This window comes from Sphingobium aquiterrae, from assembly GCF_037154135.1.
GTDB lineage: Bacteria > Pseudomonadota > Alphaproteobacteria > Sphingomonadales > Sphingomonadaceae > Sphingobium > Sphingobium aquiterrae.
Window position 1 is genome coordinate 68,479 of sequence record NZ_JBANFL010000011.1, and the last position, 15,486, is coordinate 83,964.

General features: G+C 67.0%; 12 protein-coding genes and 1 pseudogene. 12 read left to right on the forward strand and 1 reads right to left on the reverse strand.

The features are described 5' to 3' along the window. The first annotated feature begins 47 nt into the window (after positions 1-47). The 8 genes and pseudogenes from WFP78_RS13130 to WFP78_RS23435 all read left to right on the forward strand — a co-directional run. Complete coding sequence (locus tag WFP78_RS13130) at positions 48-1,400, forward strand: glycosyltransferase (RefSeq protein ID WP_336962965.1); 1,353 nt, start codon at positions 48-50, stop codon at positions 1,398-1,400. Between the two features lie 5 nt (positions 1,401-1,405). Continuing rightward, entirely contained in the window at positions 1,406-2,707 is a 1,302-nt protein-coding gene (locus WFP78_RS13135) for a lipopolysaccharide biosynthesis protein (RefSeq protein ID WP_336962968.1), read from the forward strand. After that, positions 2,700-4,064: a hypothetical protein gene (locus WFP78_RS13140; protein ID WP_336962970.1), complete on the forward strand. Its 1,365-nt coding sequence runs from the start codon at positions 2,700-2,702 to the stop codon at positions 4,062-4,064. Before WFP78_RS13135 ends, WFP78_RS13140 begins: the two co-directional genes overlap by 8 nt. Further along, positions 4,061-5,140 (forward strand): acyltransferase family protein, encoded by a 1,080-nt coding sequence (locus WFP78_RS13145; RefSeq protein ID WP_336962972.1) that lies wholly within the window; start codon positions 4,061-4,063, stop codon positions 5,138-5,140. The genes WFP78_RS13140 and WFP78_RS13145 overlap by 4 nt, the downstream gene beginning before the upstream one ends. Before the next feature lie 47 nt (positions 5,141-5,187). Next, a complete protein-coding gene (locus WFP78_RS13150; RefSeq protein WP_336962975.1) occupies positions 5,188-5,907 on the forward strand; it encodes a polysaccharide biosynthesis/export family protein in 720 nt (239 codons plus the stop codon). A 40-nt stretch (positions 5,908-5,947) separates the two neighbouring features. After that, the gene (locus WFP78_RS13155; RefSeq protein WP_336962978.1) at positions 5,948-8,179 is read left to right on the forward strand and encodes a GumC family protein; all 2,232 of its coding nucleotides are present in this window, start codon (positions 5,948-5,950) and stop codon (positions 8,177-8,179) included. Between the two features lie 5 nt (positions 8,180-8,184). Further along, a complete protein-coding gene (locus WFP78_RS13160) occupies positions 8,185-9,312 on the forward strand; it encodes a hypothetical protein (RefSeq protein WP_336962981.1) in 1,128 nt (375 codons plus the stop codon). A gap of 680 nt (positions 9,313-9,992) precedes the next feature. Beyond that, a pseudogene (locus WFP78_RS23435) lies at positions 9,993-10,415 on the forward strand (O-antigen ligase family protein); the annotation flags it as partial. 261 nt (positions 10,416-10,676) lie between these two features. On the opposite strand, the gene WFP78_RS23440 reads toward WFP78_RS23435, so the two are convergent. Then, positions 10,677-11,390 carry a heparin lyase I family protein gene (locus WFP78_RS23440; protein WP_419722965.1) on the reverse strand — a complete coding sequence of 238 codons (714 nt, stop codon included), beginning with the start codon at positions 11,388-11,390 and terminating at the stop codon, positions 10,677-10,679. An 86-nt stretch (positions 11,391-11,476) separates the two neighbouring features. Between WFP78_RS23440 and WFP78_RS13170 the strand changes: the two genes are divergently transcribed. The 4 genes from WFP78_RS13170 (at position 11,477) to WFP78_RS13185 (ending at position 15,417) form a co-directional block, all read left to right on the forward strand. Then, on the forward strand, positions 11,477-13,264 hold the full coding sequence (locus WFP78_RS13170) for a heparinase II/III family protein (RefSeq protein WP_336962984.1): 1,788 nt from the start codon (positions 11,477-11,479) through the stop codon (positions 13,262-13,264). Then, the gene (locus WFP78_RS13175; protein WP_336962985.1) at positions 13,261-13,632 is read left to right on the forward strand and encodes a hypothetical protein; all 372 of its coding nucleotides are present in this window, start codon (positions 13,261-13,263) and stop codon (positions 13,630-13,632) included. Before WFP78_RS13170 ends, WFP78_RS13175 begins: the two co-directional genes overlap by 4 nt. A gap of 175 nt (positions 13,633-13,807) precedes the next feature. Continuing rightward, positions 13,808-14,056, forward strand: a complete 249-nt coding sequence (locus tag WFP78_RS13180) for a hypothetical protein (RefSeq protein ID WP_336962986.1) — start codon at positions 13,808-13,810, stop codon at positions 14,054-14,056. A gap of 62 nt (positions 14,057-14,118) precedes the next feature. After that, a complete protein-coding gene (locus tag WFP78_RS13185) occupies positions 14,119-15,417 on the forward strand; it encodes a L,D-transpeptidase family protein (protein ID WP_336962988.1) in 1,299 nt (432 codons plus the stop codon). Positions 15,418-15,486: the final 69 nt, after the last annotated feature.

Sequence of the window (15,486 nt, forward strand, 5' to 3'; positions counted from 1 at the left end):
GCGATCCGCGCCTGCATCTTCCGCCCACAGACATGCTGGAGCCAGCCTTGACCAAAGCCGCCCATGACCTGCCCAAGCGGATGGACTGCGACCGCGCGGATCGCCCGTTGAGGATCGCCCTCGTCTACAGCCGGCTGCCTTTCCCCATGATGCGCGGCGATCAGCTGACCGTCGCCCATCTGCTCAGCTTTTTCGGCGCGCGGGGGCATGCGGTCGATTTCTACACGCTCGACATGCAGGGGGCGATGTCGCCGGTCCAACGGGCATGGCTGGAAGATGCCTGCGCGCAGGTGCGCATCTATACCCAGGGCTGGTGGAGCCGGCTGTCGGGGCTGGCCCGCGGGTTGCTGAAGGGCCAGCCGCTGCAGGTCGGCCTGTTCCAGAATGCGCAGCTCACCCGCGACCTGCACGCGCAGGCGGCAGCAGGCGAATATGACGTCATCTACAGCTATTACATGCGCAGCGCGCCGACCATTCCCAGCCATCTGGGCCGGGACCGGGCGCGGCCGGAAGCGGCGGCCGACGGCACGCCCGCGACCTTCCTGGCGCTGCAACTGTCCCAATCGCTCAACACCCGGCGGATCTGGAAGAATGAGAAGAACCTGCTGAAGCGGCTCTTCTACCGGATCGAGACCGGGCTGTGCGAAGCCTATGAAGCCCGTGTGTGGCAGCGTTTCACCCGGTCGGTGCTGATCGGCCCGGCCGATGTCGCGGCGATCAAGGCGGTCTGCGCGCTGCGCAACGAACCGGCGATCGACAACTGGGTCTATGGCGCGCACGGCACCGATATCGGCCGCTATCCGCCCGCGCGCCCGGACGAGATCGTGCCCGGCCGTGTCGTCTTCTCCGGATCGATGCTCTACCAGCCCAATGTCCAGGCGGTGCATTGGTTTGTCGACCATTGCTGGCCCAGGGTCCGCGAACGCATCCCCGATGCCACGCTGATCATCCAGGGGCGCGATCCGCTGGCCTCGATCCGCGCGCTCGACGGCACGCAAGGCATCAGCGTGACCGGCACCGTGCCCGACATCGGCATCGTCGTGCGGTCCGCCGCCGTCTGCATCAACCCCATGGGGGCAGCAGGGGGCATGCAGAACAAGCTGATCGAATATATGGCCAGCGCCAAGGCCATCGTCGCGACCCCCATCGCCAATGAAGGCATCATGGCGCCCGCCGATACGCTGCGCCTTGCCGATGGCGCGGACGCCTTTGCCGACGGCGTGATCGACCTGCTCGACCATCCCGACGAGGCACTGGCCCTTGGCCAGCGCGCCCGCGCCCATGTGGTCGAGAACTGGACCTGGGAAGCGCATTTCCTGAAGCTGGAACAGGAATTCCTCAAGGCGCTCGGTCATGTCGCACACCCCCGCCCCCGGCTGCGGACCAGCGCGGCGGTTTGACGATCATGGCAAAGCTTTCCGGTGCGGTGATGGCGGTCGGCCTGCGTTATGCGGCGATCGCGCTGCAATTCCTCATTCTCAGCCTGATCGCCCATCATTTCTCGCGCCACGACTATGGGCTCTATATTTTCGTGCTGAGCGCTGTGCTGCCCCTCTTCCCGCTGCTGGGGCTGGGCGCGAGCGAATATGTGGTGCGGGAAATGCCCCGGCTGGATGCGCAGCGGGAGAGGCCGCTGCGCCGGCAGTTGGCCGGCACGACATTGGGCATCATGCTGCTCAATGCGCTGCTGGTCTTCGGGATCGCGCTGCTCCTGGCCGCCACCGTGACGCTGGATGCCCAGCAGCGGACGACGCTCTGGTTCGCCGCCGGTTTCTTCATCGCCAATGGCGTGATGTTCAATTGCGCGCAGCTGTTGCTGGCCATGGACCGGCAGGCGCTGGGCGCCTTCTTCTATTATCCCGCCATCAATCTGGGGCTGATGGCCGTGTCCGTACCCTATATGCTGCTGTCGGACACGCCCGATTTTGCCGGCCTCGCCACGGCGACGGTCGTGGGCGCATCGGTCATGGCCGCCATCGCCCTTGTGCTGGCGCTCCGGCTGGGCGGGCGTCCGCGCTTCTCGCTGGCGCCGGCGATGGTGCAGATCGCCATCGGCATCCGCCTCGCATGCGCCCGCGCGCTCTACGGCATCGGGCTCTGGCTGCCGACCTTCCTTGCCGGCGTGCTGCTCAGCCCGACCGATGCGGGCATATTGGGGACGGCCGGGCGCCTTTCGGTCGCCGTGTCCGCCGCGATGGCCGCCATCCGCTTCTCGGTCCGCCCCGCCATCGTGCGCGCCGCCCAGCGCAACGACATGGACGCCATTGCCGCCCTGTGCGGCCGCCTCGCCAGCGTCAACCTGCTCTTCGCGGTCGCGGCGATGGCGGGAACGCTGCTGCTCGGCCGCCCGATCATCGCGCTCGCCTTCGGGCCCGGCTTCGATGCGGTCGTGCCGGTGCTGGCGCTGCTGCTCATCGCCATCGCCATCGAATGTTTCGGCGGCCCGGTGGACGAGGTGCTGAAGATGACCGGCGCGCAGGATGGCGCGCTCTTCATCCTCGCGCTGGGCGTCGCGCTGCTGGCGGTGGCATCGGTCGCGCTGTCCCATGTCGGCCTGATGGCGATGGCGGGCGCGCAGGTGATCTATTCCGCCTTCGTCTTCGGCCTGATGCTGCTGTTGGCGCGGCGGCGCCTTGGCATCTGGCTGAGGCCCCGCATCGCCCTGCGCCCCGCCCGCATCGCCAGCGAAAGCCATGGTCATGTCTGAGGCAAGCTGGAACGCCATGCCCCGCCCCGCCGCGCCCCTCCCGCCAATGGCCGGGACGATCGGCGATCCCATCTCCATCGCGCTGCTCACCGTCGCGACGCTGCTGTGCTGCCTGCCCTATCTGGTGCTCGGGCCGCTCGCCGCCCCTTCTCAGGTCCAGCCCTGGGCGGCGCTGTTCTGCTGGCTGTATCTGGTGCAACGGCTGCTGACCCGGGACCTGCGGATCACCAACCTGCACATCATGCTGGCGGCCTTCGCGCTGTGGTTCATGGTCTATGTCTATCGCCCGGACCAGGTCAGCCTGGACTATTATTTCCGGCGGTCGGCATCCTTCCTGCTCTCCTGGGGCATCATCCTGGCGATGCAATATCTCTCGCCCGGCCTGCTGTGGCGGATGTTGAAGCTCACCCTGCCGCTGTGGACCGCCTTCGGCCTGCTCGGCTATGCCAGCAACGCACTGTATTTCAGGATCACGGCCCCGCTGGTGCCGACCATCGTCGGCGTCGCGGGCGGTCGCGGTTCCACCAGCCTTGCGCCCGAAGCGACCGATTTCGGCTTCACCATGGCGTTCATGCTGCTGATCTGCATGGTGACGCGCCGCGCGCTCGCCAACCGGAGCGAGGATGCGGAGCGCTGGCCGGTCTGGCTCGCGGTCTTCAACATCGCCCTGTCGCAATCGGGCTCCGGATTCTTCGCCGCCGTCGCCATCGCGTTCCTCTACAATCTGACCAAACGCACCGGCACGGGACCGGCGCCGGTGATGCGTTACCTGATCTTCGGCGCGATCGCCGTGCTGATGCTGGCCGCGCTGTCGACCCTGCCCGAAACGGGCGTGCGCGGCATCGACCTCATGGTCTCGACGCTCCAGTCGCCGCTGTCGCTGGTCAACACCACCTTCTCCTACCGGATCGTCCACAATTATGTCGGCATCCTCGGGATGATCGATTCCGGGTTCACCGGCTTCGGCGCCGGCGCCTTCATCTCGGAAGGGCCGCGGCTCTACACCGAATATGCGCTTGGCCGCCTGTTCGGGCTGACCGGCTGGTATGCGACCAACGTGCCGGTCACGCTGGGCGTCTCGCCGACCGCCTTCTTCCCGGTGATCCTGCTGGAATATGGGCTTGTCGGGCTGGTCTACATCCTCGTGCTGTTCCGTGGCGTCGGCCTGTCCCGCATTCCTTACAAGCCGATCTGCCTGGTGATGATGTTCATGACCTGGGCGCAGAGCTTCCCCGCCGCCTATCCCCCCTTCTGGCTGATCGTCGGGCTGGCGATGAACCCCGCCTTTCGCGACGCCCGCAAGGCCGCGGACACCCGCTCCATTCCTTCCCCGCAATATCGGAGACCTGCCGCATGACGGCGAAACAGAACCAGCCCGAGGCGGCGTTCGGCTATGTCAGCGGCCTTGATGGCCTGCGGCTGCTCGCCGTCTCGATCGTGGTGGTGCGTCACTATGAGATCGTGCCGATGCTGCCGGGCGGCTTTGGCGTGTCCCTGTTCTTCTTCATCAGCGGCTTCCTCATCAGCCGCCTGCTGCTCGCGGAGGAGAAGAGGAACGGCACCATCCGGCTCGGCAATTTCTACATCCGCCGTTTCATCCGCCTGCTGCCGCCGCTGATGCTGATGGGGATCGTCGCCGTGCCGCTGCTCTATGCGGTCGAGCCGGAGAATTTCTCGGCGGCGCAGATCGCCCTGTCCTTCCTCTACCTTGGCAATATCGTGAAATTCGGCGCGCCGATGTTCGGATGGGGGGAAGGCTATCAGGCGATAGAACCGCTCTGGAGCCTCGCGGTCGAGGAGCATTTCTACCTGCTGCTGCCGCCGGCGCTGCTGCTGCTGCGCAGCCACAAGGCCCGGATCACCCTGATGATCGCTGCCATCGTCGGCGCCCTGCTGCTGCGCATGATCGTTGCCGCGGTCGATCCCGCCAATGCCGACCAGATCAACTATCACTTCACCCTCACCCGCCTGGACGCGATGGCCTGGGGCGTATTGCTCACCCTTGTCATGGATGCGGGCTGGATACGCCTGCCGGCGGTCGATCGCTTTGGCCACCTGCTGTTCTGGGGTGGCGCCGTCGCCATGCTGGCATCCATGGTCCACTGGACGCCCTATTATGAGGAAGTCCTGAAATATACGCCGCAAAGCCTTGCGATCGGGATCTTTTTCACCGGCGCGATCTTTGCCCGCCAATATGGCTTCGTGCGAAAGCTGGCGGAATGGCCGCTGTTCTCGCATCTCGGCCGGATCAGCTACGAGCTTTACCTCTGGCACTTCCCGATCCTGACGGTCGTGTCGCATTTCGTGCCCGGTTTCGTTCCCGCCGTCACGATCGCCCTCATCCTCACGCTGATCGTCGCGGACATCGCCTATCGCCTCACCACCAAGCGCCTCGGCGCCATCCGGAAAAAATTTGGCGGGCATCCGGTCTGATGCCGGAGCCACACGCCATGCCTGTTCCATCAAGCCAGGAAAATCCTATGCCGTATCTTCTCCCCCCCATTGTCCAACCGCAGCGGCGGCGCGGCGCGATGCCGGCTCTGCTGGCCCTGGCGCTCGCCCTGTCCGGCTGCGCGACGGCGGACCTTCCGCGTGGGCAGGATGCTTATGCGATCATCCCCCCGCCCAAGGGAGAGATCGGCAGCGACTATGTGCTCGGCCCCTCCGACGTCATCAGCCTGACGGTGCTTGGCGAGCCGGAGCTGAGCCTGAAGGACGTGCAGATCACCAGCGGCGGCAACATCTCCATGCCGCTGGTGGGGCAGGTGCAGGCCGCCGGCCTCACCGCCGGGGCGCTGGCCAAGGATCTGGCCGCGCGCCTTGCCAGCAACATGCTGATCGACCCCGACGTGTCGGTCAACGTCACCAACGCAGCATCGCAGAAGGTGACGGTGGAAGGATCAGTCACCAAGCCCGGCATCTACCAGCTCGCCGGCAAGACCACCCTGCTGGGCGCGCTGGCCATGGCGGAGGGGACGACCAAGGTGTCCGCCCTCAGCGAGGTCGTGATCTTCCGCACCATGGACGGCAAGCCGATGGGCGCCGTGTTCGACGTGGGCATGATCCGCCGGGGCGAGCTGCCCGATCCGGAAATCCACGGCAGCGACACCGTGGTCGTCGGCTTCTCCGCGCTGAAGGGCGCATGGCGCGACGTGCTCTCTGTCGCGCCGGTCATCGCCGCCTTCCGCGCCTACCGATGATGCCGACGCGATCTTCCCCCATTTTGCTCAGGTTGCTCCCATGAAAATATCACCCGCATCGCCCCCGAAAACTGTGAGCCTGCTGTCGGCCGGCCAGGCATCGGAGCCACCGATCGAGGAAAGCTGGGCCTTTTCCAGCGCGCAGATCGACCTTTCGATGCTGCGCCAGATCATCTACCGGAACCGCTGGATCATCCTGGCGATCTGCGTTGCCGGTCTGGTCCTGGGCCTTGCGGTCACATTGCTGACGACGCCGACCTATCGGGCGCAATCGAGCATCCAGATCGAGCAGCAGGCCTCGCGCGTGCTCGACACGCCGGACCTTCAGCCGACCGAGGCGATCCAGGATGCCGACCGCTTCCTGCAGACCCAGCTTGAGATCATGCAAAGCCGGGCGCTCGCGATCCGGGTGGCCGAAGCCCAGCGGCTGTTTGCCGGCAACGGCTTTCTGGACGCCATGCGGGTGAAGCCCGACGATGAGCCCGCCGGCACGCTTTCGCCGCAGCAGGCGCATCGCGAGCAGGTGATCGAGGTGCTTCAGGAAAATCTGAAGGTCAGCCTGACGCAGAATTCACGCATCGTCCGCATCGCCTTCGACAGCCCCGATCCCGCCTTGTCCGCGCGGATCGCCAATGCCTTTGCCGACAATATGATCGGCAGCAATCTGAGCCGCCGCTTCGACGCCTCCTCCTATGCCCGCCGCTTCCTGCAGGAGCAGCTGGCCGAGACCAAGGAACGGCTGGAAAATTCCGAGCGGGCGATGATCGTCTATGCCCGCGCCACCGGCATCATCGACACCAGTTCCGCCGCGCCCGGCCAGTCGATGGGCAGCGCCAACACCAACTCGCTGACCGTTTCCAGCCTGGTCCAGGCCAATGATGCGCTGGTCGCCGCGACCGCGCGCCGCATCGACGCGCAGCAATTGTGGGACAATGCCCGCAATGCGCGCCTTTCCAGCCTGCCCGAAGTGCTCTCCAACCCCGCCGTTCAGATGCTGCAACAGCAGCGTGCGGAGCTGGAATCGAAGCTGGCCGAACAGAGCCAGCGCCGCCAGCCCGATCACCCCGAAGTGCGCCGTACCGTCAGCGAGATCGCCGCGGTGGACGCGCAGATCAACGATGTGGCGCAGGATATCCGCACGTCCATCCGCAACCGCTACCAGACCGCCCTGCAGCAGGAGGAACAGCTCGCGGGCGCCGTCGGTAGCCTGAAGAACGCGACGCTGACGGAGCAGGATCGCTCCATCCGCTACAACATCCTCCGTCGCGAGGTGAGCACCAACCGCGAACTTTATGACGGCCTGCTCCAGCGCTTCAAGGAAGTGAGCGCCACGGCCGGGATGAGCAACAACAACATCTCCATTGTCGATGTCGCGCGCATCCCGGTAAAGCCGGTCTCGCCCAATCTGATGGTCAACCTCAGCCTGGCGCTGCTCATCAGCTTCATGGCGGCGGTCGGCTTCATCTATGTCCGCGAGCAGTTTGACGATGTCGTCCGTTCGCCCGACGATGCCGAACGCAAGCTCGGCCTGCCGGCGCTCGGCATGGTGCCGGTGCTGCCGGTCAACATGACCCCGCATGAGGCGCTGGACCAGCCGACCTCCGCCTTTACGGAGGCGTTCCACGCCATCCGTTCGGCGGTCGAGCTATCGCAGGCCGGCGGCGCGCCCGCCTCGCTGCTCATCACCAGCAGCCAGAAATCGGAGGGCAAGTCCACCATCGCCCATGCCATCGCCCGCGATTTCGCGCGGGCCGGCGGCCGGCGCGTGCTCATCATCGACGCGGACCTGCGCCGCCCCACCCTGCACCGCATCCTGGGCCTGCCCAACGGCAAGGGGCTGACCAGCCTGCTGGTGCGCCAATGCGGGCCGGAACAGGCGATCCAGCGCACGTCCACCGAGGGGCTGGACTTTGTCGGCAGCGGCCCGACCGCGCCCAATCCGGGCGAACTGCTCGGCTCCCCGGCGCTGGCGGAGCTGATCGGCGCGTTCACCAAGCGCTATGACCTGGTCGTCATCGACGCGCCGCCGGTGCTCGGTCTTGCGGACGCCCCCAGCATCGCGGCCCATATGGACGCAACGCTGTTCGTCGTCAGCGCCACCAGCTCCCATCGCGGCGTCGTGAAGGCCGCCGTGCGGCGGCTGCGCCATGCCCGCGCGCGCATGCTGGGCGTGGTCGTCAACCGGGTGGACATGGTGTCGCTGGGCTATGGCTATGAGCAATATTATACCTATGACGGCGACGGCGCGTCTTCCGGCAAGGCGAAGGGCTGACATCCATGGCCGCCCGCCCGCTCAGCCGACAGCAGTGGATCAGGGGGGCAGCGACCGCCGCCGCCATGGTCGCGCTCGGCCTGGTCGTGATCGGCACGATGATGATCGGGTCTGGCGGGCGGCATGGCATGATGTCCGGCGTGGCGACGCCCATGGACGCGGCGATGCTCCGCCAGCGGGCGGAGGCGGCGCGCGATCGGGGCCGACCGGCTGAGGCGGAACGGCTGATCCGTCTTGGCGCGCGGCTTGGATGGCGGGACAGCCAGACCCAATATTGGCTGCTGCAGGATGCCTTGCAGCGTGGCGATCACCGGGACGCGCTGGAGCGGATCGACGCCCTGTTGCGGCGCCGGCCGGGGCAGGCGACGCGGCTCTTCCCCGTCCTGCATGCGCTGGCGATCGACCCGGACGGGCGGGACGCGATCGTCGCCCGGCTGGCGGACGCACCGCCATGGCGGGCGGCCTTCTTCCAGGATGTCGCCGGGATCGACGATGGGATGACGCAAGGCCATGAGGCGCTGCTCGATCGGTTGATGGCCGCGCGCGCCCTCTCTCCGCGCGACGAAATCCTCCCCTATGTGCGGCGCCTCGTCGCAGCGGGAGAATATGCGCGGGCAGGCGCCCTGTGGGTGCGCGCCATGGGTGCCCCTTCGTCCGCGCAGGCGCCGGCCGGCAGCTTTGCGGAGATCGACCTGCTGCTGGCCGCCGACCGCATCGCCCCCTTCGAGTGGCGCGTGGGTCGCGTGGCCGGCGCGGAAATCCTGCCGGAGCCGGCAGGGGTGCGCATCAGGATGGATGGCAGCACCTTCGGCACGCTGCTGGAGCGCACGATATCGCTCGCCCCCGGCATCTATCGCATCGCATCCCGCGCATCCGACGACTGGCCGCTACGCAACGGCCAGATCGGCTGGGCGGTCTCCTGCCTGCCCGCACGGCAGCGGCTGCCGGTCATCGCCTTGCCGCCGCGTGCCGGAGCGGTGGGCTGGCTGTTCTCCATCCCCTCGTCGGGCTGCGTGGCCCAGCAGCTTGCGCTCCAGACCCGGCGGGTCACGCAGGGCGGCGCGGTCGACCTCCTGCTGTCGGATGCCGGCATCACGCCCGCGACCCGCGATCAGGTGGAGGCGCTGCAATGAGCGCCCGCCCTGTCGGCCTGCTGAAGGACCGGGCGGATGCCATGCCGGCGGCACTGCTCCTCATCCTCTGTTTCCTGCTGAGCGGCGGCGGCAGCGATTATGTGCTGAACGAGACGCTGTTAAAGCTCGCCGCGCTGCCGGTGGCGGGCTATTATGCGGCCGGCTTCGCAGGCGGACAGCCCGACCGGGCAGGCTGGCAACCGCTTGGCCTGATCGCGCTCGCCTTCGCCCTGCCCCTGTTCCAGCTCATCCCCCTGCCTCCTGGCTTCTGGCGGAACCTGCCCGGCCATGGCCTGGGCGCCGAGATCCTCGATGCCCTTGGCCAGGGGCATGGCGCCCGTCCGCTCAGCCTCGATCCCGCCGCGACGCTCCGATGGCTGACGGGGCTGCTGCCCGGCGCGGCGATGCTGGTGGCGGTCCTCCATCTGGGGCAGCGCGACAGGCTGATGCTGGCGCAGTTGGTTGTCCTGCTCGCGCTCATCAGCCTTGCGGTCGGCGCGCTGCAACTGGTGACAGCCGGGCAATGGGGCGTGATCTATCCCTCTGCCCATGCCGGATATCCCACCGGCCTGTTCGCCAACCGCAATCATCAGGCGACGCTGCTGCTGATCGCCATCCCGCTGGCGGCGGCAAGCGGCAAGGGCCATGCCGAACATGCCCCGTGGCGCTGGCTGATGCCGATGCTGTGCCTGCCCTTTGCCGCGGGCGTGCTGGCCACCACCTCCCGCATGGGCCTGATCCTGTTGCCCGTCAGCCTGCTGGCGGCGGCGTTGCTCCTGCTCGGCATGCCGGACAAGCGGGCGCGATGGCTGGCGCCGGCCATTCTGCTTGTCGCGGCGGGCGGCGTCATGCTGCTGCTGCGCCTGAACGGCGTGGTCGCCCATACGCTCAACCGGCTTGAGAGCGGCAATGTCGACCGCCTAGCCTATTGGCGCGGCACGCTGCGCGCCATCGCCGACTATTGGCCCGCCGGATCGGGCATGGGGACGTTCGTGCCGGTCTACCGCTCCGTCGAGCGCCTGGCCGATGTCAGCCCCTATTACCCCAATCATGCCCATAACGACTTTCTGGAGTTCGTCCTGGAGGGCGGCGCGCCGGCGGCGTTGCTCCTCGTCCTTGGCCTGCTGTGGCTGGCCCTCGCGACATGGGCGTTGCGACGCCGCTCGGGCAGCGGGGCGCAGCTGGGCTGGGCCGCGCTGGCGGGCCTGATCCTGCTGCTGCTCCATTCCTGCGTCGATTATCCGGTCCGCATTCTCTTTCTAGAGGCGGTGGGTGCCCTGCTGGCAGGCTTCCTCCTGCCAGAGGCCCGTCAGGACGGCACATTGCCGGGTCTGCAGCGCATCCGCCCCGGCTCCGTCGTCGCCCTACCCCACCGGCTCCACCGAGCATCGGGGCGGCGGCGGAGTTTCCCCGATGGGACCGGCAGCGCCCGGCCGGATCGTCACATCGGCATAGGCGACGCGCATCACGCCCACATCCCGCACGCGGTAGATTCCGAACTGCCAATAGGGCCCACGCGGGTCATTATAGCCCAGCGGCATGGCCGCATCGACAATCGACGCGCCGTCGCGCCAGACGCGGAGGTGGCCGGACAGCGGATCGGGCGTGATTTCCCAGATCCAATGGACCCAGCGCCCGACAGTCTGTGGCGCCGACCACCGGACCATCGACACCGGCGCCTTCGGCGCCAGCCGCTCCGGCACCGCATGGGTGAGGATGCGCTGAACGCCATGCTGCGCCTGCATGGCGATGATCGCCGGCAGGGGCCGCTCCTCCGCTTCGGCGGAATTGTGCAGCTGACCGATGATCGCCGGCACATTCGCGGTGCTGCCGGGTGCGATATACTGGAAATAGCGGATGGTCGTCGGCCGGCCGAAGGGCAGGACGAAACGGCTGAGCAGCTCCGCACGCTCGAAGGGCCGCCCCCGCGCGCGGTCATAGCCCGCCCGGTCGCCGGGCCTGACGGTCATGACGACACAGCCATTGCGACGGTCGAACCGAAACGCGTTTCTGGAAGGCGCAGCATAAACATATTCCGCCCCTCCAAATATTTCGATCTTCTGGACAGCATGATCCATAAAAATATCCAGACCTATTTCGATAATATTCCTGACATATATTAGGATATATTTGCCGTGATCAACAATAATATCAAGAATAATACATGAAAATATCAGTAACTGCGCGCGCCGCTTCCAGAATTTCGCTGCAGATGCTTGTGCATCAGATCCGGCGTCAGCTTCGCAATCGCGTCGCGCCCCGCATCGCCTCGGCCTATGGCGCGCGGCTTGAGAAGCAGAGCGTGCAATTGCCCCCGCTGTCGGCCCCGGATGCCGTGCCCACTGGCCTAGCCGGCTTCATCGGCGCCTATTATGAAGCCGATGCACACGCGCCGGACAATGCTGCGCGGGGGCGGTTCACGCTGCTCGGCGAAACCGTGGATTTCGGCGCCATCGAAGCCATCGACTGGTATCACCGGCTGGCCAGGGAAAATGACCATCATCTCTGGCGGATGAAACTCTGTCAGTGCGAGGTGATCCATTCCCTGGTCGCGCGCGGCGATCCGGCGCATCATGCCACCGCGCTCGCCCTGATCGACCGCTTCGAGCAGGCCGCGAGCTTCAGCCATCCGGACGCATTCAAGGGCATGTGGTCCCCCTATGGCGCGTCGCACCGCATCCTGGCGATGCTGAGCGGACTGGCGCTTGCAAAACCGCAGACCCTTGCCCCTGAACTCGATGCCCGCCTGCGCGCCTTCATCCGCCGCGACGCCGCCTTCGTCCTCGACAATGTCGAACATGACCTGCGCAACAACCATACCGAGCGCAATCTGGCGGCGCTGTGCCTCTATGGCATCGCCGCTGGCGGCCTGCCCGCCGATCTTGCCGCGCAACTGGACCGCGCCGTCTCCGCCATCGTCGGGGATACGGTGCTGCCGGACGGGATGCAGATCGAACGATCGGCCATGTATCAGGGGCTGACCGTGATGTCGCTGCGCATCTTTGCCGAAGCCCCGTTCCTCTCGCCCCGCACCCGCGCCCTGGCGGCGAAGAGCGCGACGGCGGCCGCGCGGGCATGGGCGTTCATGACCCATGACGACGGCGAGATCGCGCTGTTCAACGACAGCTGGACAGAGGAGGTGCCGCCGGCCGGCGCGATCCTCGGCACGGTCGCGACGGACGCGGCATTGCCCGCCATCCTGCCCGATGCCGGCTATGCCCGCCTGCGCGCCGACCGCTTCTCGCTCTGGCTGGATGCGGGCGCGATCGGCCCGTCATGGAATCCGGGGCATGGCCATGCCGACTTCCTCTCCATCGAGCTTGACGTCGAAGGCCGGCGCCTCATCGTAGATCCGGGCACCGCCCAATATTCGACCGGCGCCGATCGCAGCTTCGAGCGTTCCGCGGCCAGCCACAACGGCCCGCGCTTCATCGACCAGGAGCCGGTGGAATATCTGGGTTGTTTCAAGGTCGGCCGGATGAACAGCGCGCGCCTGCTGGACCCGGACGAGCTGCAGGGGCTGGCCCCCGATGCGGTCGGCGGCGCGCTGACCATGCCGGAGGGGAGCGTGCGGCGGATCGCAACGCATCTGCCCGGCAGCGGCCTGATGATTGCGGACCATTGGTCGAGCGTCGCGCCCGGTTCCGTGCGCCTGCTCATTCCGGCGGACTGGGACATCGAGGATGAGAGCCCATCGGCGATCCGCTTCCGTCAGGACCATGTCCATATCCTGTTCCGTGCCCTGCGCGGTCGCTTCGCGCCGATCGCGACAGGCCGGTGGTGCCGCCGCTACATGCGCCCGGAAGCAGCACATGTCCTGACCCTCCAGCCGGAGATGGAATGCGACGGCCAGGGCGCGATCCTGCTGATCGGTGACGGCACCCAGCCATCGGCCGGTGCGGTGGAGCGGGTCGCGCGCGCCTGTGCCGGTCGGGCGCCGGCGCGGGCATGAGCATCGCCACGGTCGCGCTGGTCTGGAGCCAGATCAAGATGCAGATCGAACATGTGGTGGGCTTCAGCTCCGACTCCCTGCATGCGCAGGTGGGGATGCTGCTGTTCATCGCGCTCAACCGCTTCTTGCGCGGCCGTTCGCCCATGCTGCTGGCCTGGTTTTTCCTGCTCGGCCTTGAACTGGCCAATGAAGCGCTGGACATGTCCCGCCCCGCGGGGAGCGTGGAAAGCGATCTTGGCTCCTCGCTCCACGACCTGATCAACACCATGATCGTGCCCACGGCAATGCTGCTGTTCTGGCGACCGGCGGCACATGCATCCGCAGAAAACGGAGCCACGCAGCCGGAACGAGGCCCCGAGCTTTCCTGAGCCTGTTTCCGGGCGCGCATAACGCCCGCCCTCCGCGCCCCGGAAACCGACTATCCTGTCCACCGCACCATTGGTCGCTGGACGGATGACCCGCGCCTCGGGGCAGGCTCTCTCAAGTTACAGGGGTGGATCATTCGTGGACGGGCATCGCCCGCCACGCTGAAAGGGAAGAGATATGCGTTTGCAACCCATCATGCTGGCTGGTCTTGGCGCACTGGCGCTCACCGCCTGCTCCAAGAAGGAATATGTCGCGGCGCCGCCTCCGCCACCACCCGGCTCGGTCGCGGGCAGCACCGCCGCGGACCGGGATGGCGACGGCATGGTCGATGGCTATTACACGTCGGACGGCATCTACCATCCCTATGCGCCACCTGCGCCGCCCCCGCCGCCGCCCGCGCCGACGCGCAAGGGGGAACGGGGCTGATTGCTGCATTTACGGGAGTGCGGCGACGCCGCACTCCCCTCACCTTCCTATGTGCCATTGCAATGCTGGGCCTCGGCGGGATTCCGCCGTCCTTCGCCATGCCCGCGCCCGCAGAAGCGCCCGCGCCGGCGGCTCAGCAGGTTGCACAGCAAGCCCCTCTGGACGCCCTCCCCCTTGCCATCCGGGAAGAAGCCGGCGGTTCGTTCAGGCGGTTCTACGCCGGGCGGCGCTTCCGCCCGCTCTGGGTGCAGGATGGGCAGATCGGCCCTGCGGGCTCCATGTTCGTCGGCTTCCTCAAGACCGCGCATTATGACGGGCTGCGTCCCTCATCCTACCGCGTCGACACGCTGATCGAAGCCATCGGGCGTGCGCGCAGCGGCGATCCGGACGGCCTCGCCCGCGCCGAACTCGCGCTGTCGGCCGCCTTTGTCCGCTATGTGCAGGATCAGCGCCGGCCCGGCGCCGTGCGCATGACCTATGCCGACCGCGCGCTCAAGCCGAAGCGGTTGCGGCCGGAAACGGTGCTGCAGGCGGCGACCTTTCCCAAGTCGTTCGCGGATTATGTGTCCGACATGGGCTGGATGAGCCCGCATTATGTGCGCCTGCGCCAGCTGCTTGCCCGCGCGGAGAAGCAGGGCGCAGCGCCGGAGGAGATGGCCCGCCTGCACCTCAACCTGGACCGCGCCCGGCTGCTCCCCGGCCCGTGGACCAGTCATGTCGTGGTGGACGCCTCTTCCGGCCAGCTCTGGTATTATCAGGCCGGCAAGCAGGTGGGGACGATGCGCGTGGTGGTGGGCGCCGCGGAAACGCAGACCCCCATGCTCGCCGGGCGGCTGCAATGGGCGATCCTCAATCCCTATTGGAACATCCCCACCTATCTCGCGCGGCAGAACATCGCGCCCAAGATCCTGGCGGGCAGGACGCTCGCCTCCATGCGCATAGAGGCGCTGTCGGACTGGAGCGCCGCGCCGCGCACGCTGGCCGCATCCTCGATCGACTGGACGGCGGTGGCATCGGGCAAGCAGGAAGTGCGCCTGCGCGAACTGCCCGGCGGCGCCAATTCGATGGGGCGGGTCAAATTCCTGTTCCCCAATGACGAGGGCATCTATCTGCACGACACGCCCAACCGGGCGCTGTTCAAGAAGAGCGATCGCCATTTGAGCAATGGCTGCATCCGGCTGGAAAATGCCGGCGAACTGGGCCGCTGGCTGTTGCAGAAGCCGATCCGCGCCGCCTCGGGCGCGCCGGAGCAGGCCGTGCCCCTGCCCGTGCAGGTGCCGGTGTACCTCACCTATATCACCGCCACGGCGACGGACGGCGGCATTGCCTTTCGCGACGATATCTATGGGCGCGACAAATGACGGAAGGCTGGCCAATGTCGCAGCCGACAGCGTAGAATAACGTTCCCGCCACATCGGATTTGCGAGCTT

Coding starts and splice junctions, on each gene's coding strand:
- WFP78_RS13135 (WP_336962968.1), top strand. CDS start 1,406: ATGGCAAAGCTTTCCGGTGCGGTGATGGCGGTCGGCCTGCGTTATGCG.
- WFP78_RS13140 (WP_336962970.1), top strand. CDS start 2,700: ATGTCTGAGGCAAGCTGGAACGCCATGCCCCGCCCCGCCGCGCCCCTC.
- WFP78_RS13145 (WP_336962972.1), top strand. CDS start 4,061: ATGACGGCGAAACAGAACCAGCCCGAGGCGGCGTTCGGCTATGTCAGC.
- WFP78_RS13150 (WP_336962975.1), top strand. CDS start 5,188: ATGCCGTATCTTCTCCCCCCCATTGTCCAACCGCAGCGGCGGCGCGGC.
- WFP78_RS13155 (WP_336962978.1), top strand. CDS start 5,948: ATGAAAATATCACCCGCATCGCCCCCGAAAACTGTGAGCCTGCTGTCG.
- WFP78_RS13160 (WP_336962981.1), top strand. CDS start 8,185: ATGGCCGCCCGCCCGCTCAGCCGACAGCAGTGGATCAGGGGGGCAGCG.
- WFP78_RS23440 (WP_419722965.1), bottom strand. CDS start 11,390: ATGGATCATGCTGTCCAGAAGATCGAAATATTTGGAGGGGCGGAATAT.
- WFP78_RS13170 (WP_336962984.1), top strand. CDS start 11,477: ATGAAAATATCAGTAACTGCGCGCGCCGCTTCCAGAATTTCGCTGCAG.
- WFP78_RS13175 (WP_336962985.1), top strand. CDS start 13,261: ATGAGCATCGCCACGGTCGCGCTGGTCTGGAGCCAGATCAAGATGCAG.
- WFP78_RS13180 (WP_336962986.1), top strand. CDS start 13,808: ATGCGTTTGCAACCCATCATGCTGGCTGGTCTTGGCGCACTGGCGCTC.
- WFP78_RS13185 (WP_336962988.1), top strand. CDS start 14,119: ATGCTGGGCCTCGGCGGGATTCCGCCGTCCTTCGCCATGCCCGCGCCC.